The 20,196-nt window shown below is 70.6% G+C and carries 15 protein-coding genes; 11 read left to right on the top strand and 4 right to left on the bottom strand.

Annotated elements, in window-relative coordinates:
• Positions 1-99 precede the first annotated feature (99 nt).
• Both ppk2 and glmM read left to right on the top strand, forming a co-directional pair.
• Positions 100-1,140, top strand: a complete 1,041-nt coding sequence (ppk2, locus tag QL985_RS09070; RefSeq protein WP_019309626.1) for a polyphosphate kinase 2 — start codon at positions 100-102, stop codon at positions 1,138-1,140.
• Between the two features lie 45 nt (positions 1,141-1,185).
• Positions 1,186-2,541 (top strand): phosphoglucosamine mutase, encoded by a 1,356-nt coding sequence (gene glmM / locus QL985_RS09075; protein WP_019309625.1) that lies wholly within the window; start codon positions 1,186-1,188, stop codon positions 2,539-2,541.
• Positions 2,542-2,628: 87 nt separating this feature from the next.
• Here the strand turns inward: glmM and mscL are convergent, their stop codons facing one another.
• Positions 2,629-3,063 (bottom strand): large conductance mechanosensitive channel protein MscL, encoded by a 435-nt coding sequence (gene mscL / locus QL985_RS09080; protein ID WP_019309624.1) that lies wholly within the window; start codon positions 3,061-3,063, stop codon positions 2,629-2,631.
• Between the two features lie 112 nt (positions 3,064-3,175).
• Positions 3,176-4,132 carry a type I pantothenate kinase gene (gene coaA / locus QL985_RS09085; RefSeq protein ID WP_047978958.1) on the bottom strand — a complete coding sequence of 319 codons (957 nt, stop codon included), beginning with the start codon at positions 4,130-4,132 and terminating at the stop codon, positions 3,176-3,178.
• 74 nt (positions 4,133-4,206) lie between these two features.
• On the opposite strand from coaA, the gene glmS reads away from it, so the two are divergent.
• The 9 genes from glmS (at position 4,207) to QL985_RS09130 (ending at position 18,693) form a co-directional block, all read left to right on the top strand.
• Positions 4,207-6,090 (top strand): glutamine--fructose-6-phosphate transaminase (isomerizing), encoded by a 1,884-nt coding sequence (gene glmS / locus QL985_RS09090; RefSeq protein ID WP_059281416.1) that lies wholly within the window; start codon positions 4,207-4,209, stop codon positions 6,088-6,090.
• A gap of 363 nt (positions 6,091-6,453) precedes the next feature.
• Positions 6,454-6,825: a holo-ACP synthase gene (locus QL985_RS09095; RefSeq protein WP_124109441.1), complete on the top strand. Its 372-nt coding sequence runs from the start codon at positions 6,454-6,456 to the stop codon at positions 6,823-6,825.
• A complete protein-coding gene (locus QL985_RS09100) occupies positions 6,818-8,482 on the top strand; it encodes a bifunctional ADP-dependent NAD(P)H-hydrate dehydratase/NAD(P)H-hydrate epimerase (RefSeq protein ID WP_257744168.1) in 1,665 nt (554 codons plus the stop codon). Before QL985_RS09095 ends, QL985_RS09100 begins: the two co-directional genes overlap by 8 nt.
• A gap of 84 nt (positions 8,483-8,566) precedes the next feature.
• Positions 8,567-10,765 (top strand): glycogen debranching protein GlgX, encoded by a 2,199-nt coding sequence (gene glgX / locus QL985_RS09105; RefSeq protein ID WP_257744169.1) that lies wholly within the window; start codon positions 8,567-8,569, stop codon positions 10,763-10,765.
• Positions 10,766-11,084: 319 nt separating this feature from the next.
• Positions 11,085-13,454: a malto-oligosyltrehalose synthase gene (gene treY, locus QL985_RS09110; RefSeq protein ID WP_039102084.1), complete on the top strand. Its 2,370-nt coding sequence runs from the start codon at positions 11,085-11,087 to the stop codon at positions 13,452-13,454.
• A gap of 3 nt (positions 13,455-13,457) precedes the next feature.
• Complete coding sequence (gene treZ / locus QL985_RS09115) at positions 13,458-15,278, top strand: malto-oligosyltrehalose trehalohydrolase (RefSeq protein ID WP_039102083.1); 1,821 nt, start codon at positions 13,458-13,460, stop codon at positions 15,276-15,278.
• Positions 15,279-15,422: 144 nt separating this feature from the next.
• Positions 15,423-16,514: an L-glyceraldehyde 3-phosphate reductase gene (mgrA, locus tag QL985_RS09120; protein ID WP_039102082.1), complete on the top strand. Its 1,092-nt coding sequence runs from the start codon at positions 15,423-15,425 to the stop codon at positions 16,512-16,514.
• Positions 16,511-17,374 (top strand): LysE family translocator, encoded by an 864-nt coding sequence (locus QL985_RS09125; RefSeq protein ID WP_039102081.1) that lies wholly within the window; start codon positions 16,511-16,513, stop codon positions 17,372-17,374. Before mgrA ends, QL985_RS09125 begins: the two co-directional genes overlap by 4 nt.
• A gap of 233 nt (positions 17,375-17,607) precedes the next feature.
• Positions 17,608-18,693, top strand: coding sequence for an inositol-3-phosphate synthase (locus QL985_RS09130; RefSeq protein WP_019309614.1), 1,086 nt, complete (start codon positions 17,608-17,610; stop codon positions 18,691-18,693).
• 102 nt (positions 18,694-18,795) lie between these two features.
• Here QL985_RS09130 and QL985_RS09135 read toward each other — a convergent pair whose 3' ends face one another.
• Positions 18,796-19,593, bottom strand: a complete 798-nt coding sequence (locus QL985_RS09135; RefSeq protein WP_259905766.1) for a phosphatase — start codon at positions 19,591-19,593, stop codon at positions 18,796-18,798.
• 10 nt (positions 19,594-19,603) lie between these two features.
• The coding region (locus tag QL985_RS09140) for a glycosyltransferase (RefSeq protein ID WP_290147747.1) at positions 19,604-20,196 on the bottom strand (593 nt) is incomplete at its 5' end.

A 20,196-nucleotide genomic window follows, 5' to 3' on the forward strand; every position in this document is an offset into this window, starting at 1 on the left:
GTCGTGCCCGGTGTTGCGCGGGTAACCGGCGCGTGACGCGGGCGTAAAGTGTGAAGTGGAGCACCGCCGCTCCCACCGCACCGTCACGAGAGGGCCCGCATGAGCAAGCAACCGGAGCAGCAGCAGGAGAACGCGATCATCGCGAAGGCAGAGAACGAGGCGGCGAGGCACGCCGAGCAGGACAGCGCGGTGGACGAGGCGCTCAAGAAGGAGCAGCACCGGGTGTCGGTGGTGGAGGACTACGCGGCCGAACTGGACGAGATCTCCGAGCTGGACAGGAAGCTCCACAAGACGACCGGCGCGGGGGATTCCCAGGCCTGGAAGATCGGCTACCCGTACGACGAAAAGCTCTCCCGCAAGGACTACGAGCGCACCAAGCGCGCGCTGCAGATCGAGCTCCTCAAGCTCCAGCTCTGGATCAAGGAGACCGGGCAGAAGCTGCTCATCATCTTCGAGGGGCGCGACGCCGCGGGCAAGGGCGGCGCGATCAAGCGCTTCACGGAGCACCTGAACCCCCGCGGGGCGCGGGTGGTGGCGCTCGAGAAGCCCACGGACATCGAGCAGACGCAGTGGTACTTCCAGCGCTACGTGCAGCACCTGCCCTCCGGTGGGGAGATCGTGCTCATGGACCGCTCCTGGTACAACCGCGCGGGCGTGGAGCGCGTCATGGGCTACTGCACCTCCCAGGAGTACTACGAGTTCATGCGCCAGGCCCCCGAGTTCGAGCGCATGCTCGTGAACTCCGGAACGCACCTGATCAAGTTCTGGTTCTCCGTGACCCGGGCCGAGCAGCTCGCACGGTTCCAGTCCCGCCGCACGGACCCCGTGCGCCAGTGGAAGCTCTCGCCCACGGATGTGGCCTCCCTGGACAAGTGGGACGACTACACCGAGGCGAAAGAAGCCATGTTCTTCTACACGGACACCGGCGACGCGCCCTGGACCGTGATCAAGTCCAACGACAAGAAGCGGGCCCGCCTGGAGGCCATGCGTCACGTCCTGACGCAGTTCGACTACCCCAACAAGGACCGCGCGCTCGTGGGGGACGTGGACTCCAAGATCGTGGGCGGGGCCACGGACTTCACCGACGACAACGGCACCAACCCCGACGGCTTTCCCGTGGTTCGCCCCGGGAAGGACTGACGGGGTGCGGCTGCAACCGGCCGGATGGCCGTAGGATGATCTGCGATGTCTAGAATCTTTGGAACGGACGGCGTCCGCGGTCTCGCGAACGGCCTCCTCACAGCTGAACTGGCCATGGAACTGTCGCAGGCCGCGGCAATCGTCCTGGGACACCGCCACGCACCCGAGGGCAGACGGCCCACCGCGGTGGTGGCACGGGACGGTCGCGCGAGCGGCGAGTTCATCGGCGCCGCCGTCACCGCAGGGCTCGCGAGCTCCGGCGTGGACGTGTACGACGCCGGGGTGCTGCCCACCCCGGCTGCGGCCTACCTTGTGGGCGACATCGACGCCGACTTCGGTGTGATGATCTCCGCGTCCCACAATCCGGCGCCGGACAACGGCATCAAGTTCCTGGCCCACGGGGGCAAGAAGTTGCCGGATGCCGTGGAGGACACCATCCAGCAGGTCTACGAGGCCAAGGACTTCGTGCGCCCCACAGGTGCCGACGTGGGCCGCGTGACACGGCTGTCCGACGCCGAGGACCGCTACATCCTGCACCTGGTGGGAGCCATTCCCCACCGGCTGGACGGGCTCTCGATCGTGCTGGACTGCGCGCACGGCGCGGCGTCTGGGGCGTCCCCGGACGCCTTCCGCGACGCGGGCGCCACGGTGCACGTGATCGGTGCGGAACCGGACGGGCTGAACATCAACGACGGTGTGGGTTCCACCCACCTCGGTCCGCTGAAGCAGGCGGTTCGTGAACTCGGGGCGGACCTCGGCATCGCGCACGACGGCGACGCCGACCGCTGCCTCGCGGTGGACCACACGGGCACGGAGGTGGACGGCGACCAGATCATGTGCATCCTGGCGATTGCCATGAAGGAGGCCGGGCGGCTGAACCAGGACACGCTGGTGGCCACGGTCATGAGCAACCTGGGTCTGCAGCTGGCCCTGGACGAGGCCGGGATCACCCTGGTGCGGGCCTCGGTGGGGGACAGGTACGTCCTGGAGTCCATGGTGGCCAACGGCTACAACCTGGGTGGCGAGCAGTCCGGCCACGTGATCATGGCGGACTACGCCACCACGGGTGACGGTCTGCTCACGGGGCTCATGCTGGCCTCCCGCGTGGCGCAGACGGGCATGCCGCTGCAGGAGCTCGCCACCACCATGACGCGGATGCCGCAGGTGATGATCAACGTGAAGAACGTGGACAAGGCCGCGGCCAAGACCAGTGAGCCGGTCCTCGAGGCCGTGGCCCGCACCGAGGAGCGGCTCGGGGCGGAGGGGCGTGTTCTGCTGCGTCCGTCCGGCACCGAGCCTGTGGTCCGGGTGATGGTGGAGGCCGCCACCCACGACGACGCCCAGCGCGAGGCGGAGCAGCTGGTGGCCGTGGTCGAGGAGCACCTGAGCCTCCAGGGCTGAGCGCCCCGCACGGCGTGTGCCGAGATGAACGAGGGCCCCGCATCCGTCACGGATGCGGGGCCCTCGTTCTCAGAAGGGACGGGTGGGTCAGACGGCGGGACCGGAGTGGCGGCCCTCGGTGCCCGCGGTGCCGGGCTTGGCAGCCAGGGCGTCGCGGATCTCGGTGAGCAGCACGGTGTTGGGATCGGCCGGTTCCGCGGCGGGCTCGATGCCCAGACGGCGGTTGCGGCGCTCGATCATCTTGTTCATGGGCATCACGATGCAGAAGTACACTGCGGCGGCGATGAGCAGGAAGTTGACGACGGCGGTGAGCAGCACACCGAACTTGAGGTCGTTGCCGTTGAGCGTGACCACGGCGAAGTCGTCGAAGTTGGGGGACCCGACGAGGGCGGAGATGGCGGGCATGAGCACGCTCTCCACGAGGGCGTTGACGATCTGGGAGAAGGCCGCGCCGATGATGACGGCAACGGCGAGATCCATCACGTTGCCCTTCATGATGAATTCCTTGAAACCATTGAACATGCCGCTCAGCGTACACACAGGTTTCGGAAAGGAAGAAATCGATAGGTGACAAGCGGTGACCATCACGGTCGCACAACGGTGGGCGGGTGAACCGGGTTCCGACGCGAGGCGGTCAGTTCTTGCGCAGCAGCACCCGTCGGATCTTGTGGTCGTGGTCCTTGGACAGGATCAGGCGGGCCCGCCCCCGGGTGGGGCGCACGTTCTGCTCCAGGTTGGGCTCGTTGATCCGGTGCCAGATGTCCGTGGCCACGTCCCGTGCCTCGTCGTCGGTGAGGTTCGCGTAGCGGTGGAAGTAGGAGTCGGGATCGGCGAACGCCGAGGACCGCAGGGCCTGGAAGCGCTCCACGTACCAGCGCTCGATGTCACTGGTGCGGGCGTCCACGTAGATGCTGAAGTCGAAGAAGTCGCTCAGGGCCAGGGCGGTGCGGTTGCCGCTCTCCAGCTTGGCGGGTGCGAGCACATTGAGGCCCTCCACGATCACGACGTCCGGGCGGGTCACCACCACCTCCTCGTCCGGGAGGATGTCGTAGGTGACGTGGGAGTACTTGGGTGCGCGGACCTCGGCCGCGCCCGACTTGATCTCGGCCACGAAACGCAGCAGCGCTCGCCGGTCGTAGGACTCGGGGAACCCCTTGCGGTCCATCAGCCCTCGGCGCCGCAGCTCGGCGTTGGGGTGGAGGAAGCCGTCGGTGGTGACCAGCTGCACGTTGGGGGTGGAGGGCCACCGGGAGAGCATCTCGCGCAGCAGGCGGGCGGTGGTGGACTTCCCCGCGGCCACGGAGCCGGCGATCCCGATCACGAAGGGTGTTCGTGCGTGGTGCTCACCCAGGAACGAGTTCGTCGCGGCGTTGAGCTGCGTGGAGGACATGTCGTAGAGCGTGAGCAGGCGGGAGAGGGGGAGGTAGACCTCCCGCACCTCGTCCACGTCCAGGCGGTCGCCGAGACCGCGCAGGTTCTCGATCTCCTGCGCGGTGAGGGGGACGTCGATCTCGTGCGAGAGTCTGGACCACGTCTGTCGGTCCAGCTCCACGAAGGGAGAGACGCGCTGGGTGGTGGGCTGGGTGCTCATGCTCGGACCAGTGTAGGCCCGAGGCCGTGGTGCCACGCACATGCGGGATGGCGTTTCCGGTAGAATGCATCTTCATGTGTGGAATTGTGGGATATGTGGGCTCAAAGGGCGTTGACGGTCGGTCGCACGGCGCACTGGACGTCATTCTCGAGGGGCTCCGCCGCCTCGAGTACCGCGGGTACGACTCCGCCGGGGTCGCCGTGATCGCGGATCACGACGTGGAGTACCGCAAGAAGGCGGGCAAGCTCAGCAACCTGATCGGCGAGCTCGAGGCGGATCCTCTGCCCGAGTCCACGATCGGGATCGGGCACACCCGGTGGGCCACCCACGGCGGCCCCTCGGACGTCAACGCGCACCCCCACGTGGTGGACGGCGGCAAGCTCGCCATGATCCATAACGGCATCATCGAGAACTTCAGCGAGATCAAGCGCGAGCTGGCCGCCCAGGGCGAGACCTTCGTGTCCGAGACGGACACCGAGGTGGCCGCCGTGCTGCTGGCCCGCACCTACGACGCGCAGGACCCCGAGCACAAGGACCTCACGGTCGCCATGCAGGACACCTGCCGTCGGCTGGAGGGTGCCTTCACCCTGCTGGCCGTCCACGCGGACGTCCCGGACCGCGTGGTCGCGGCCCGCCGCAACTCCCCGCTCGTGATCGGCCTGGGCGAGCACGAGAACTTCCTGGGCTCGGACGTCTCCGGCTTCATCGACTACACCAAGCGTGCGGTGGAGATGGGCCAGGACCAGATCGTCACCATCACCGCCGAGGACTACGCGATCGTCGACTTCCACGGCAACCCCGCCGAGGGCAAGCCCTTCGACATCGAGTGGGACGCCGCCGCCGCCGAGAAGGACGGCTACCCCTCCTTCATGGAGAAGGAGATCCACGACCAGCCCTCCGCCGTGGCGGACACCCTCCTCGGGCGCCTGGACGAGAACGGCCGTCTCACGCTGGACGAGATCAAGATCGACGAGTCCCTGCTGCGCTCGATCGACAAGATCGTGGTGATCGCGTGCGGCACGGCGGCCTACGCCGGCCAGGTGGCGCGCTACGCCATCGAGCACTGGTGCCGGATCCCCACCGAGGTGGAGCTGGCCCACGAGTTCCGCTACCGCGACCCGATCGTGAACGAGAAGACCCTGGTGGTCGCCGTGTCCCAGTCCGGGGAGACCATGGACACCCTCATGGCGGTGCGCCACGCGCAGGAGCAGGGCGCCAAGGTCGTGGCCATCTGCAACACCAACGGCTCCACGATCCCGCGTGAGGCCGACGCCGTGCTCTACACGCACGCCGGCCCCGAGATCGCCGTGGCCTCCACCAAGGCATTCCTGGCCCAGATCACGGCCGCCTACCTGCTGGGCCTGTACCTCGCACAGCTGCGGGGCAACAAGTTCAAGGACGAGATCGCCACGCTGCTGTCCGAGCTGGAGGCCATGCCGGGGAAGATCCAGCGGGTGCTGGACGAGGTGGAGCCGCAGGTCAAGGAGCTCGCCACGAGCATGAAGGACGCCGAGTCCGTGCTGTTCCTGGGGCGCCACGTGGGCTTCCCTGTGGCCATGGAGGGCGCCCTCAAGCTCAAGGAGATCGCCTACATCCACGCGGAGGGCTTTGCCGCGGGTGAGCTCAAGCACGGGCCCATCGCCCTGATCGACCAGGGCCAGCCCGTCATCGTGATCGTTCCCTCGCCGAACGGGCGGGACTCGCTGCACGCCAAGGTGGTCTCCAACATCCAGGAGATCCGCGCCCGCGGCGCCGAGACCATCGTGATCGCCGAGGAGGGTGACGAGGCCGTGCGCGAGTTCGCCAACCACGTGTTCTACGTCCCCGAGGCCCCCACGCTCATGCAGCCGCTCGTGGCCACGGTGCCCCTGCAGATCTTCGCGTGCGAGCTCGCGGGAGCCAAGGGCTACGACGTGGACCAGCCGCGCAACCTGGCCAAGTCCGTCACGGTCGAGTAGCCGCACCCGGTCCCAGCACACGGCGGGTGGTGCCCCTTTACGGGGGCGCCACCCGCCGTCGTCGTTCCCGGGGTGATGGTCGCGGGCCCGCGCTCCACGGCCGGGGGGCCGCGAGAGCTCCACAGACAAGGATGCGGCGTGTTGACGGCGGCAGCTCGAAGGACGGGCGGCGTGGAGCTGCCGCCGGGGTGCCGGCACGACGACGCCGCGCAGCCGCCGAGCGGAGGCGTCCCGCCCCATGCGTGGGGGTTCCACGGTCCACGGGCCCGCAGCATCCGCGACGTCTGCGGGCCGCCCGTGCGGAACGGGCACGGCGGCGTTCGGCACCTTCAGGGGGTCGGAGCGCGCCGCTAGGCTGGCGGCATGATCGTGGGCACCGGCGTGGACATCGTGGACATCGAGCGTTTCGAGCGGCAGCTCGAGCGCACTCCCCGCTTGCGGGAACGGCTGTTCGTGCCGCACGAGCGGGAGCTCGCCCCGCGGTCCCTCGCGGCGAGGTTCGCCGTCAAGGAGGCTGCGGCCAAGGCGCTGAACGCGCCGCCCGGCATGATCTGGCAGGACTGCTGGGTCACCAACGACCCCCACGGAGCGCCCCGGCTGCACACCACGGGCACCGTGGAACGGGAGCAGCGCGCACGCGGTGTGCAGACCTGGCACGTGAGCATCTCCCACGACGGCGGCATGGCCGTGGCGTTCGTCGTGGCGGAGGGGCAGGGAGGGACGAACCATGATTGACGGATTTTCCGGCGCCGCCGTCCGCGCGGCGGAGCAGCCGCTGCTGGACGAGGGGTGGGGGGACGAGCTGATGCGCCGCGCGGCGCTGGGCCTGGCGCGCGAGTGCGAGCAGCAGCTGCGCGGGCACACCCGCCGGGGCACACTCGCGGGACGCAGGGCCGTGGTGCTCGTGGGCACCGGCAACAACGGCGGGGACGGACTGTGGGCGGGGACGTTCCTGCGTCGTCGCGGGGTGTCGGTGGTGGCCGTGCTCACGGGCTCGCGCGCTCACGAGGCGGGACTGGCGGCCTTCACCCGGGCGGGCGGCGTCGTCATGCGGCTGGCCGGGGACGACCCGCAGGGCAGGGCCGAATCAACCGGAGGCACGGAGGCGGCGGATCCCCTCCACGTGACCGAAGCGGCGGCCCTGCTGCACTCGGTGGACCTCGTGCTGGATGCGGTTCTCGGCACCGGTGCGAGCGGCGGGCTCCGCGGACCGGTCGCGGATCTGGTGCGGGCGTTCGAGGAGCAACGGGACGCGGACGCGCGCGGGGAGCGCAGCGGCCCCCGGGTGGTGGCGTGCGACATCGTCTCGGGCGTCTCGGCGGACACCGGTGAGACGCCGGAGCCCGTGCTGGGTGCGGACGCCACCGTCACGTTCGGGGGCGCGAAGACCGGGCACGTGGTCTCCCCGGGCGAACAGGCCGCCGGATCGCTCACGGTGGTGCCGATCGGCATCGAGGACCAGATGGGCTCTGCGGCGGTGCACCGGCTCGAGGCCCGCGACGTCCTCGCCGCGTGGCCGCGGCCCGGGGCCACCGACACCAAGTACACGCGCGGGGTGCTGGGCGTCGTGGCCGGCGCGCCGAGCTATCCGGGCGCGGCCATCATGTGCACCCAGGCCGCGGTGAATGCCGGCGCGGGCATGGTCCGCTTCCTGGGGGACTCCACGGCGCGCGCCATGGTGCTCGCCCGCAGCCCCGAGGTTGTGTGCTCCGACGACCAGCCGTGGGACGTGCACGTCCAGGCGTGGCTCGCGGGCCCCGGCGTGGTGGGGGACGAGGCCCAGGCGGCCCGTGTCGAGGCCGTGATCGAGGCCGCGGAGCCCGCCGTGCTGGACGCCGGGGCGCTCGACGCCGCCGCCCGCTCGGTCGCGGACGCCCGCCTGGGCCCGCACAAGATCCTCACCCCGCACGCGGGGGAGCTGTCCCAGATCTTCGAGTGGCTGCACGGCTTCGGGCTGTGCGAGTCGGGGGTCGAGCGCACGGCCATCGAGGCAAACCCTCTGCGCTGGGCCAGGGAGGCCGCCCGCCTGACCGGGGCCACCGTGCTGCTCAAGGGCGCCACCACGGTGATCGCCTCACCGGTGGGTGCCACGGGATCCCCGGAGAATTCTGAGTGCCTGTGCCTCAGCGTGGGCGGGGCCAGCCCGTGGCTCGCGACCGCCGGGTCCGGGGACACGCTCGCGGGAATCCTGGGCACCGTGCTCGCCCACGTGGCCGAGCACCCGGATGCCCTGGCGGGTCTGGGACCGTGGGCGTGCGGTGACGGCCGGTGGGCCACGGCCGCTGCGCTGGGAGCCGGGCTGCACGCGCTCGCATCGCGTGCCCACGGGGAGGGCCCCGTGCCCCCGTCCGTGCTCGCCGAGAATGCGCGCACGGTCCTCACGCGTCCCTGAGCAGGCCCCGGAGCGACTAAGGTGGGAGGTTGGCCGAGGGCGGGGGACCCGCGCTCGGCCCCACCACACCTTGAGGAGAACCACATGGAAGTTTGGCCCGGACACCCGTATCCACTGGGCGCCACGTTCGACGGCACGGGGACCAATTTCGCGATCTTCTCCGAGGTCGCGGACCGCGTGGAGCTGTGCCTGTTCGACGAGGACGGCACGGAGACCCGCGTGGAGGTCACCGCCGTGGACAGCTACGTGTGGCACTGCTACCTCCCGGCGGTCCAGCCCGGCCAGCGCTACGGCTACCGCGTGCACGGCCCGTGGGACCCCGCCCAGGGGCTGCGCTGCAACCCCGACAAGCTGCTGCTGGACCCCTACGCCAAGGCCGTGGAAGGCGGGATCGACTGGGACGAGTCCCTGTTCTCCTACAACTTCGGCGACGAGGACTCCGAGAACCACCAGGACTCCGCACCGCACATGATGAAGGCCGTGGTGATCAACCCGTTCTTCGACTGGGAGGGCGACCGCACCCCCCACACGCCCTACCACAAGTCCGTGATCTACGAGGCGCACGTCAAGGGGCTCACGGAGCAGCACCCCGAGGTCCCCGAGGAGCAGCGCGGCACCTACGCGGGGGTCTCCCACCCGTCCGTGATCGCCCACCTCAAGAAGCTGGGCGTCACCGCGGTGGAGCTCATGCCCGTGCACCAGTTCGTGCAGGACTCCACGCTGCTGGAGAAGGACCTGCGCAACTACTGGGGCTACAACACCATCGCGTTCTTCGCCCCGCACAACGAGTACAGCGCCGCCTCCCACCTGGGCAGCCAGGTGCAGGAGTTCAAGGCCATGGTCCGGGCCCTGCACCAGGCGGACATCGAGGTCATCCTGGACGTGGTCTACAACCACACGGCCGAGGGCAACCACATGGGCCCCACGCTGTCCATGAAGGGCATCGACAACAACGCGTACTACCGCACCGTGGACGACGACCACAAGTTCTACATGGACTACACGGGCACGGGGAACTCGCTCAACGTGCGCCACCCGCACTCGTTGCAGCTCATCATGGACTCGCTGCGCTACTGGGTCACCGAGATGCACGTGGACGGCTTCCGCTTCGACCTCGCGGCCACGCTCGCGCGGGAGTTCTACGACGTGGACAAGCTCTCCACGTTCTTCGAGCTCGTGCAGCAGGACCCGATCGTCTCGCAGGTCAAGCTCATCGCGGAGCCCTGGGACATCGGTCCCGGCGGCTACCAGGTGGGCAACTTCCCGCCGCAGTGGACCGAGTGGAACGGCAAGTACCGGGACACCGTGCGCGACTTCTGGCGCGGCGAGCCCGCCACGCTGGGGGAGTTCGCGTCCCGCGTCACCGGCTCCGCGGACCTCTACGAGAACAGTGGCCGCCGCCCGTTCGCCTCCGTGAACTTCGTGACCGCCCACGACGGCTTCACGCTGCGGGACCTGGTCTCCTACAACGAGAAGCACAACGAGGCCAACGGCGAGGACAACAACGACGGCGAGTCCCACAACCGCTCGTGGAACTGCGGCGAGGAGGGCCCCACGGACGACGCCGCGGTGCTGGCCCTGCGCGCCCGCCAGCAGCGCAACTTCCTGGCCACCCTGATGCTCTCCCAGGGCACCCCCATGCTGTTGCACGGGGACGAGCTGGGGCGCACCCAAAAGGGCAACAACAACACGTACTGCCAGGACAACGAGCTCACGTGGATCAACTGGGAGAAGGTGGACGCGCCCCTCGTGGAGTTCACCGCGGCCATCACCCGGCTGCGCCACGAGCACCCCACGTTCCGGCGCTCGCAGTTCTTCGACGGCCGCCCCGTGGACATGGGGGAGCTGGGCGAGGGCGATGCCATGCCGGACATCGCGTGGCTCAACACCGACGGCACGCCCATGGTCCCGGCCGACTGGGACGAGCCCCTGGCCCGCGCCGTGGGCATGTGGCTCAACGGTGAGGGCATCGCGGGCGTGGACATGCGCGGCCGCCGGATCACGGACGACAACTTCATCGTGTACTTCAACTCGAACCCGGAGCCCGTGGACGTGACCCTGCCCCCGGCCGAGTACGGCATGAAGTGGGAGGAGATCCTGGACACCGCCGGCCGGCACTCGGACGGTGACGTGCGGGAGCACTCCAGCGTGCTGCAGATGGACGGCAAGTCCACCGTGCTGCTGCGCGCGTGGGAGGAGCCCGAGGAGGAACCGGACGCCTCGGTGGCCGCGTCCGTGGCGGCGTCGGCGGCGGTGTACGCCGAGACCCCGGACCTGCCCTGACACTGCCCAGGACCGCCGCCCGCTCCGAATCCCCGGGCGGCGACCGGCAGTGAGTGTGCCGAACGCGTCACCCCGTGCGGGGTGGCGCGTTCGTCGTCCCGGGTGCCGGCGTGCCTCGCTCCCGGGGACGGCGTGCCACACGCCGGATGCCGGGGTCCCACGTCCCGGGGATCCCGAGCACCGGGACCCCGGCCCCGGGGTCCTCGGCACTGTGGTTGCGGCGGGGTGCCCCCGACGACGTCGTGGCCATCGGGTCCGGGCAGTCTTGCCCTGGGCGGATGGACTGGCACGAGCGCGCGCACTCCGCGAGACTGGAGGGGTGCTGACTCCCACTTCCACGTACCGCCTCCAGATCACGTCCCAGCAGGACCTCCACCGCGTGGCGGGGCTTGTCCCGTACATCCGGCGCCTCGGGGCGGACTGGGTGTACCTCTCACCGATCCTCCGGGCCACGAGCGGCTCCGACCACGGCTACGACGTGGTGGACCCCACCGAGGTGGACCCCGAGCGCGGTGGTTCCGCGGGTCTCACGGCGCTGTCCGAGGCCGCGCACGCCGCGGGCCTGGGCGTGGTGGTGGACATCGTCCCCAACCACCAGGGCGTGGCCGAGCCGCAGCAGAACCCGTGGTGGTGGTCGCTGCTCGCCGAGGGGCGTGAGAGCCGCTACGCGGACGCGTTCGACGTGGACTGGGAGGCCGGGCACGGCAAGGTGCTGATCCCGGTGCTGGGCGACGGCGACGAGGACCTCTCCGCACTCACCGTCCAGGACGGCACGCTGCGCTACTACGACAACGTCTACCCGCTCGCGGACGGCACCTGGTCCGAGGGCGACGACCCCGCCGAGGTGCACGGGCGCCAGCACTACGAGCTGGTCAACTGGCGCCGGGGGGACTCCGAACTGAACTACCGCCGGTTCTTCACCGTGGCCACGCTGGCCGGCGTGCGCGTGGAGGACCGGGTGGTCTTCGACGAGTCCCACGCGGAGGTCTCCCGCTGGTTCCGCGAGGGCCTCGTGGACGGGCTGCGGATCGACCACCCGGACGGGGTGCGGGACCCGCGTGGCTACCTGGAGATGCTCGGCGACGTCACGGGCGGCGCATGGACCGTGGTGGAGAAGATCCTGGAACCGGGGGAGCACCTGCCTTCGGACTGGCGCTCGGCGGGCACCACGGGCTACGACTCCCTGGGCTGGATCGACCGGGTGCTGACCGATGCCCGGGGCCACTACGAACTCGCCTCGCTGGACACGCAGCTGCGCGGCGGCACACCCGTGCGCTGGGACGAGCTGATCCACGAGACCAAGCGCCGCATGGCGGATCATGGCCTGGCCGCTGAGATCCACCGACTGGTGCGCGAGCTGCCCGAGGACTTCCCGCACGGCGCGGAGGCGTCGTACGACGGGCTGGCGGAGATCGCTGCCAACTTCCCCGTGTACCGCACCTACCTGCCCGAGGGCGCGGAGCACCTCCGTGGGGCCGTGGCCGCGGCACGGGAGCGGCGCGCGGACCTCGACGGCGTGCTCACGGACCTCGCCCGCGTCCTGGGCGCTGATGCCACCCGGGAGGCGGACCTGGCGGAGGTGGCCCGGCGGTTCCAGCAGACCTCCGGAATGATCATGGCCAAGGGCGTGGAGGACACCGCGTTCTACCGCTGGACCCAGCTCACGTCCCTCACGGAGGTGGGCGGCGACCCCTCGGTCTTCTCCCTGACCCCGGAGCAGTTCCACACCGAGGCCGCGCGGCGCCAGCGGGAGTCCCCGGCCACCATGAACGCGCTGACGACCCACGACACCAAGCGCTCCGCTTCGGTCCGCGCGCGGATCACGGTGCTCTCCGAGCTGCCGCGCGTGTGGGCCGAGACCGTCTCCACGCTCGTGGGCCGCGCGGAGGACGCCGGGATCTCGCTCACGGACGGCCCCGCCGTGAACCTCGTGCTGCAGGCCGTGGTGGGTGCGTGGCCCCTGGAGCGGGACCGCGCCGTCGACTACGCGATGAAGGCCGTGCGCGAGGCGTCCGTGTCCACCGCGTGGGTGGACGGGGACGAGGACTTCGAGCGGGAGCTGACCCGCTTCATCGACTTCCTGTTCACGAACCCGCGCGCCCGCGGCGTCGTGGAGGGCTGCGTGGCCCGGGTGAGCGAGCCGGGCTGGGCGAACGCCCTGGCCGCCACCGCCCTGCAGCTGACCCTGCCGGGTGTCCCGGACGTCTACCAGGGCCAGGAGCTGTGGGAACCCTCCCTCGTGGACCCGGACAACCGCCGCCCCGTGGACTTCACCGCGCGCGACGCCATGCTCACCGAGCTCGACGCCGCCGCGCCGGGTTCCGCCGCGGCCACCCCCGCGGTGGACGAGACCGGGGCGGCCCGGATGCTGCTGACCTCCCGCGTCCTGCGGCTGCGCCGCGAGCACCCCGAGCTGTTCGGGGACTACACCCCTCTGGAGACCACGGGTGCGCTCGCGGCGCACGCCCTGGGCTTCGACCGCGGCGGCGCGGCCACCGTGGTCACCCGTTTCCCCGCCACGCTCGCCGCCGAGGGCGGTTTCGCGGACGAGTCCGTGGCCCTGGCCCCCGGCACGTGGCAGGACGTCCTGACACACCGCGAGTTCACGGCCGCCCAGGATGCGCCCGTGGCTCTTGCCGAACTCCTCGACACCTACCCCGTGGCGATCCTGCGCCGGAAGGACAGCTGAACCATGAGCACCGACCACCGCTTCGACGTCTGGGCGCCCCACGCTCGCAAGGTCACCGTCCGCATCGAGGGCGAGGACCACCCCATGGAGGGCCTCGAGGGTCGCCCCGGCTGGTGGACGCTTCCCGCCGCCGACGCCGCCCCGCAGGGCACCGTGCGCTACGGCTACATCCTGACCAAGACCTTCGACGAGGGCACGCCGAAGGAGCGTGAGCAGATCTCGGACGTGCTCCCGGACCCTCGCTCGCGCCGCCAGCCGCAGGGCGTCCACGAGCTCTCGTGCACGTTCGACGCCGACGCCTTCGAGTGGCACGACGCCGATTTCCGCCCCCGCCCGCTGCAGGACTCCGTGCTGTACGAGCTGCACCCCGGAACCTTCACCCCGGAAGGAACGCTGGACGCCGCCATCGGCAGGCTGGACCACCTGGTGGACCTGGGCGTCACCGCGGTAGAGCTGCTGCCCGTCAACGGCTTCAACGGCGAGCACAACTGGGGCTACGACGGCGTCGCGTGGTACACGGTGGCCGAGCCCTACGGCGGGCCCGAGGCCTACCAGCGGTTCGTGGACGCGTGCCACGCCAGGGGTCTGTCCGTGATCCAGGACGTGGTCTACAACCACCTGGGACCCAGCGGGAACTACCTGCCCCTGTTCGCGGACTACTTCAAGCCGGGCGCCTCCAGCTGGGGCGACCTCATCAACCTGGACGGCTGGGGCGCGGACGGGGTGCGCGAGTACATCCTGGACAACGTCACAATGTGGCTGCGCGAGTACCACGTGGACGGCTTCCGCCTGGACGCGGTGCACGCGCTCGCTGACTCGCGCGCCACGCACATTCTGGAGGAGATCGCCGAGCGCGTGGCCGAGGAGTCCGCCCGCACGGGCAAGGACCTGGTGACCATCGCGGAGTCCGACCTCAACGACCCCCGCATGGTTGCCGCCACGAATCGCCACGGCCTGGGCATGGACGCCCAGTGGCTCGACGACGTCCACCACGCCGCGCACACGGCCTTCACGGGCGAGACCCACGGCTACTACGGGGACTTCGCGTCCTTGCACGCCCTCGAGAAGACCATGCACACCGCGTACTTCCACAACGGGACGTACTCCACGTTCCGGGGCCGCTCGCACGGCCGGGAGATCGACGCCGCCGAGCAGCGCCCGTTCCAGTTCGTCACGTTCCTGCAGAACCACGACCAGGTGGGCAACCGCGCGGCCGGTGACCGGATGAACCAGTCCATGAGCGTGGACCGGGCGATCGCCGCCGCCACGTGGCTCATGACCCAGCCCTTCACTCCCATGCTGTTCATGGGGGAGGAGTACGGCGCCAGCACGCCGTGGCAGTTCTTCACCGCGCACCCCGAGCCCGAGCTGGGTGAGGCGGTGGCGAAGGGCCGCAAGGCAGAGTTCGCGCAGATGGACTGGGACCACGCCACCGTGCCGGATCCCCAGGACCCGCAGACGTTCGAGCGCTCCAAGCTCAACTGGTCCGAGGTCCACGAGGGTGACCACGAGCGGATCTACCGGGCCTACCGGGACCTCATCGCTCTGCGCCGGGGCACCCCCGAGCTCACCGACCAGCGCTGGGACACCGTGGCCACCCAGGCCAGCGACGACGAGCAGTGGTTCATGCTCAAGCGGATGAGCGAGCCCGAGTCCGTGCACGGCGTGGTCGTGGCCATCAACCTGGGCGACGAACCCCGCAACCTGCCGCTCATGGGCGGGGACGAGCCTCAGCTGCTGTTCGCCAGCGGCGCGGCCCCCGAGCCGGGCTCCGACGGCACCGTGCGCGTGGCCCCGGAGACCGCCGTGGTGCTGCGCGTCTGAGACCTCCCGCTGGGCAACCGAACCGCACGACGCCGCCTGGCACGCGAACGAGCCCGGCGGCGTCGTGCGCGAAGGGACCCGGGCGGCGTCGTGCGCCGTCATGCGGTGCGGTGTGCGGAGCCGAGCGGTGGCAGACTGGTGCCCATGCTGATCTATGGCGACGACACCGTGTGGACCCCTGCCGAGAACCGCTACGAGACCATGCCGTACCGGCGTGTGGGGGAGTCCGGGCTCAAGCTGCCCGCCGTCTCCCTGGGGCTGTGGCACAACTTCGGGGACGACAAGCCCGTGGCCGGGATGCGCGCCACGCTGCGCCGCGCGTTCGACCTGGGCATCACCCACTTCGACCTGGCCAACAACTACGGCCCGCCCGCGGGCTCGGCGGAGCTCAACTTCGGCCGGATCCTCAAGGAGGACTTCGCGGGGCACCGCCACGAGCTCGTGATCTCCACCAAGGCCGGGTGGGACATGTGGCCCGGCCCGTACGGTGACGTGGGCGGCTCCCGCCAGTACTTGGTCACCTCCCTGGACCAGTCCCTGGAACGCATGGGCCTGGACCACGTGGACGTGTTCTACCACCACCGCCCGGACCCCGAGACGCCCCTTGAGGAGACCATGCGGGCGCTGGACCACATCGTGCGCTCCGGCCGCGCCACGTACGTGGGCGTCTCCTCCTACGGTGCGGACCTCACGCTCGAGGCGCAGCGGATCATGCGCGAGCTGGGCACCCCGCTGGTGATCCACCAGCCCTCCTACTCAATGCTCAACCGCTGGATCGAGCAGCCGAACGAGCGCGCGGGCGGGAAGAACCTGCTGGGCGCGCTGACCGAGACCGGCATGGGCTCCATCTGCTTCACCCCGCTGGCCCAGGGCATGCTCACCGACAAGTACCTCAACGGCGTGCCGGAGGGCTCCCGCGCCGCGGAGAACAAGTCCCTGGACCCGTCCTGGCTCAGCGAGCAGACGCTGGACCAGATCCGTGAGCTCAACACCATGGCACAGGAGCGCGGCCAGACCCTCGCGCAGATGGCGATCGCGTGGACCCTGCGCCCGCAGGACTCCGGGCAGGTCACCTCCGCGCTGGTGGGGGCGTCCTCCGCCCAGCAGATCGAGGACTCCGCCCGTGCCGTGGCCAACCTGGAGTTCTCCGCGGACGAGCTGCGCCGGATCGACGAGCTCGTCACGGATGCCGACGTGAACATCTGGGGTGCGGCCACCGAGTCCAAGCACGCATGACCTCAGCGCAGTACGCGGCGCTGCTGGGACTGTGGATCGCGGGGATCGTGGTCCCCGGCCCGGACATCTTCGTGATCCTGCGCAACGCGTTCCTGTCCTCACGGCGCAGCGCCGTGTTCACCGCCCTGGGCGTGATGGTCGGGAACTTCGCCTGGATCGCGCTGTCCCTCGCGGGCGTCACGGTGTTCATCAGCGACAACCACGTGCTGAAGCTCGCGGTGCAGATCGGCGGTGCCCTGTTCCTGCTGCGCATGGGCTACGGCTCCCTGCGCTCGGGCCTCGACGGCCGGGCGGCCCGGCGGAGCAGCACCCTGGGCCCGGTGGTCCGCGGGCCTCAGGATCCAGGCGGCGCCCACCGGGTCCAGGGCAGTGCCCCCGGGCGCGGTCCGGGCGGCACCGGGTCCGCCGCGCAGCACCCCGTGCCGCACGACGTCGCCGCGGAGCCCGCCCGCACGGGCCTCGCCACGGATCCGCTGCGCGCCGACGACGCCGCGGTCGTCGCGGAGCTCTCCGCCGGTTCCCGCCGCGGCCGGTTCCTGGGCCCGGAGGGTCTCACCCCCTGGCGGGCCCTGGCCCAGGGCACCGTCACGAACCTCGCCAACGCCAAGGCCGTGGTGTTCTTCGTGGCGCTGTTCGGCTCGGTGGTCCCCGCCGGGATCCTGTGGTGGGAGGCCCTCGCGGTGCTGGGGATGATGGTGGCCGTGGGCCTCGCGTGGTTCCTCGCGGTGGCCTGGGCCGGGTCCATCCCCGCCCTGGCCCGCCGGTTCCAGGCCCGCGCCGCCGAGGTCGAGATCGTCTCCGGCGTGGTCTTCGCCCTCGTGGCCGTGGGGCTGCTCGTGGAGGCCCTGCTGACGCTGTGACACCTCGCCGCTGCGCCGGCGACCATCGGAGTCACCGGGCGGGAGGCTGCCCCCTGGCGGCGGAGCAGGCGCTGGGCCGGGCGGCGTCGTCGTCCGCGCACGGGAAGGAACCGGTGGTGAGCCTGGTTACACTGTGAAGTCGGTCGAGTGCGGCGTGGCACGGTGGTGACTCCGTGGCCGCACGAGCGCGCGCGAGACGTGCGCGGCCGTCATCCGCCGAGTCGAGGAGAACCGTGTCCGAACATCCCATCCGCGTGGCCGTTGCCGGTGTGGGCAACTGCGCCACTTCGCTCATCCAGGGCGTGCACTTCTACCGTGACGCCGATCCCTCCGACTCCGTGCCCGGGCTCATGCACGTGCAGTTCGGGGACTACCACGTGCGGGACGTGCAGTTCGTCGCCGCGTTCGACGTGGACGCCGCCAAGGTGGGCCTGGACCTGTCCCAGGCCATCCTGGCCGGTGAGAACAACACGATGGAGATCGCCAAGGTCCCGCCGCTGGACGTGACCGTGGACCGCGGGCCCACCCTGGACGGGCTGGGCCAGTACTACCGCGAGACCATCACGGAGTCCGACGCCGAGCCCGTGGACGTGGCGCAGGTGCTGCGGGAGCGTCAGGTGGACGTCCTCGTGTCCTACCTGCCCGTGGGCTCCGAGGAGGCGGACCGCTTCTACGCGCAGGCCGCGATCGACGCCGGGGTCGCGTTCGTCAACGCCCTGCCCGTGTTCATCGCGGGCACGGACGAGTGGGCGCAGAAGTTCACGGACGCCGGGCTGCCGATCGTGGGCGACGACATCAAGTCCCAGGTGGGCGCCACCATCACCCACCGTGTGCTCGCCAAGCTGCTGGAGGACCGTGGCTACGTGCTGGACCGCACCTACCAGCTCAACGTGGGCGGCAACATGGACTTCAAGAACATGCTGGAGCGCTCCCGGCTGGAGTCCAAGAAGATCTCCAAGACCCAGGCGGTGACCTCCAACGTGCCGCACGAGATGCGTGCCAAGGACGTCCACATCGGCCCGTCCGACTACGTGGGCTGGCTGGACGACCGCAAGTTCGCGTTCGTGCGCCTGGAGGGCCACGGCTTCGGCAACGCCCCCATCTCCCTGGAGTACAAGCTCGAGGTGTGGGACTCGCCGAACTCCGCGGGCGTGATCATCGACGCCATCCGCGCGGCCAAGATCGGTCTGGACCGCGGCATCGGCGGGCCGCTGACCTCGGCGTCCTCCTACTTCATGAAGTCCCCGCCCGAGCAGTTCGACGACGACACCGCCCGCGAGAACGTGGAGAAGTTCATCCGCGGCGAGGTGGAGCGCTGAGCGGAACCGATTCCCCGGGACCGACGACGGCGCCCGGCACCGACCTGCTCGGTGCCAGGCGCCGTCGCACGTCCGGGGTCCGCCTGCCGCGGGACGGACGGGTCAGGGGCGGTCCTGCCCCGCGAGCCCCGCGCGGGAGATGATGTAGTCCACCAGGGGGTCGTAGAGGTGCGGGGCCACGTTGTCGTCCAGGGGCACCACCACGTCCACCTGGTTCTGGGCCTCCGCCACGAAGATCCCGGGGTCGTTGCAGTCGCCCATCGCAATGGTGGGCAGCCCGGCCCGGGACCCGGCCCAGCCGGCCATGCCGTGGTCGGAGACCACGAGGTCCGGCGCCTGCCGACCTTGCTCCGCCAGGTGCTCGAGCACGAGCCGCATGGGGTCGGGGAAGTGGGTGTGGCGCAACCCGCCGTACTGCTCGACCATCACCACGTCCTCGATCTGCCGGACGTCCCCGTCCTCGAAGGGCAGGGCCTCGTCGAAGCGGATCACCCGGGCGCCGGAGGCGCGGGCCACCCGGGCCATGCGGGCGTACACCGGTGCGAGCCCGGAGGGGTGGCCCGTGGCGAAGAGCAGACGCTTGCGGCCCCGCACCGCCCTGCTGAAGATCTCCGCGTACTCGTCCAGTCTGGCCACGCACAGCTGCGCGGAGATGGAGTCCTGGCCGGTGGTGTAGGCGGGGTCGTCGTTGATGCCCACACGGTCCCGCATGAGCTCGAAGACGGAGTCGAAGTCCCACTCCCGGGTCCGCTCGACCCCCATGTGCTGGTGCTGGTCCCCGTCCAGGAACCCCTGGATGTTGCGGAGGTTGGCCTCGCGCGGCGTGGCGACGGCTCCGGTGATCCGGGAGCGGTCCAGGTATCGGGCGAGGGAGTCTCGGCTCAGGTACGCGGTGGTCACAGTCGCGAGTTTAGGCGGTGGGCCCGTCACCCGCACACGCGAGGTACGCGCGGGCGTGCTGCGCGGCGACGTCGTCCCAGGTCAGTTCGCGCGCCCGCCGAGCCGCGGCCTGTGACATCGCTCTCCACGCGGTGGGGTCCGCGGCCGCGCGGTGCAGGGCCTCGGCCCACACGTCCGGGTCCCTGCCGGGCACGAGCCGGCCGGTCTCGCCGTCCCGCACCGCGTAGCGCAGTCCGTCCACGTCCGTGGCGAGCACGGGGGTCCCGCACGCCTGGGCCTCCACGGCCACGAGTCCGAAGGTCTCCGAGGAGGATGGCACGGCCACCGCGTCTACCGAGCCCATGAGCCGGGCGAGCTCGGGGCGCGGCAGGGACCCACGGAGCACGACGTCGCCCGCGACCCCCTCCGCGCGCGCCAGCTCGCGCAGGTGGTCCAGGAACTCCGGCGAACCCGTTCCGGCCAGGACCAGCCGCACCGGGGTCTCCGGATGGGCGCGGCGCAGTCGACCGAGCGCCCGCACGAGCACCTGCTGCCCTTTGAGCGGCTGCATCCGTCCCGCGCACAGCACGGTGAAGGGGACGGGCCGGTCCGCGGATGCACCGG

Origin of the sequence: Kocuria sp. APC 4018, from assembly GCF_030407675.1 — a bacterium.
Lineage (GTDB): Bacteria > Actinomycetota > Actinomycetes > Actinomycetales > Micrococcaceae > Kocuria > Kocuria rhizophila.

Excerpts from the sequence above, each read along its gene's own strand:
- coaA (WP_047978958.1), bottom strand. The coding sequence starts at position 4,132 with ATGAGCACCCAGCCCACCACCCAGCGCGTCTCTCCCTTCGTGGAGCTG.
- ppk2 (WP_019309626.1), top strand. The coding sequence starts at position 100 with ATGAGCAAGCAACCGGAGCAGCAGCAGGAGAACGCGATCATCGCGAAG.
- treZ (WP_039102083.1), top strand. The coding sequence starts at position 13,458 with ATGAGCACCGACCACCGCTTCGACGTCTGGGCGCCCCACGCTCGCAAG.
- glgX (WP_257744169.1), top strand. The coding sequence starts at position 8,567 with ATGGAAGTTTGGCCCGGACACCCGTATCCACTGGGCGCCACGTTCGAC.
- QL985_RS09125 (WP_039102081.1), top strand. The coding sequence starts at position 16,511 with ATGACCTCAGCGCAGTACGCGGCGCTGCTGGGACTGTGGATCGCGGGG.
- mscL (WP_019309624.1), bottom strand. The coding sequence starts at position 3,063 with ATGTTCAATGGTTTCAAGGAATTCATCATGAAGGGCAACGTGATGGAT.
- glmS (WP_059281416.1), top strand. The coding sequence starts at position 4,207 with ATGTGTGGAATTGTGGGATATGTGGGCTCAAAGGGCGTTGACGGTCGG.
- glmM (WP_019309625.1), top strand. The coding sequence starts at position 1,186 with ATGTCTAGAATCTTTGGAACGGACGGCGTCCGCGGTCTCGCGAACGGC.
- QL985_RS09095 (WP_124109441.1), top strand. The coding sequence starts at position 6,454 with ATGATCGTGGGCACCGGCGTGGACATCGTGGACATCGAGCGTTTCGAG.
- QL985_RS09100 (WP_257744168.1), top strand. The coding sequence starts at position 6,818 with ATGATTGACGGATTTTCCGGCGCCGCCGTCCGCGCGGCGGAGCAGCCG.
- mgrA (WP_039102082.1), top strand. The coding sequence starts at position 15,423 with ATGCTGATCTATGGCGACGACACCGTGTGGACCCCTGCCGAGAACCGC.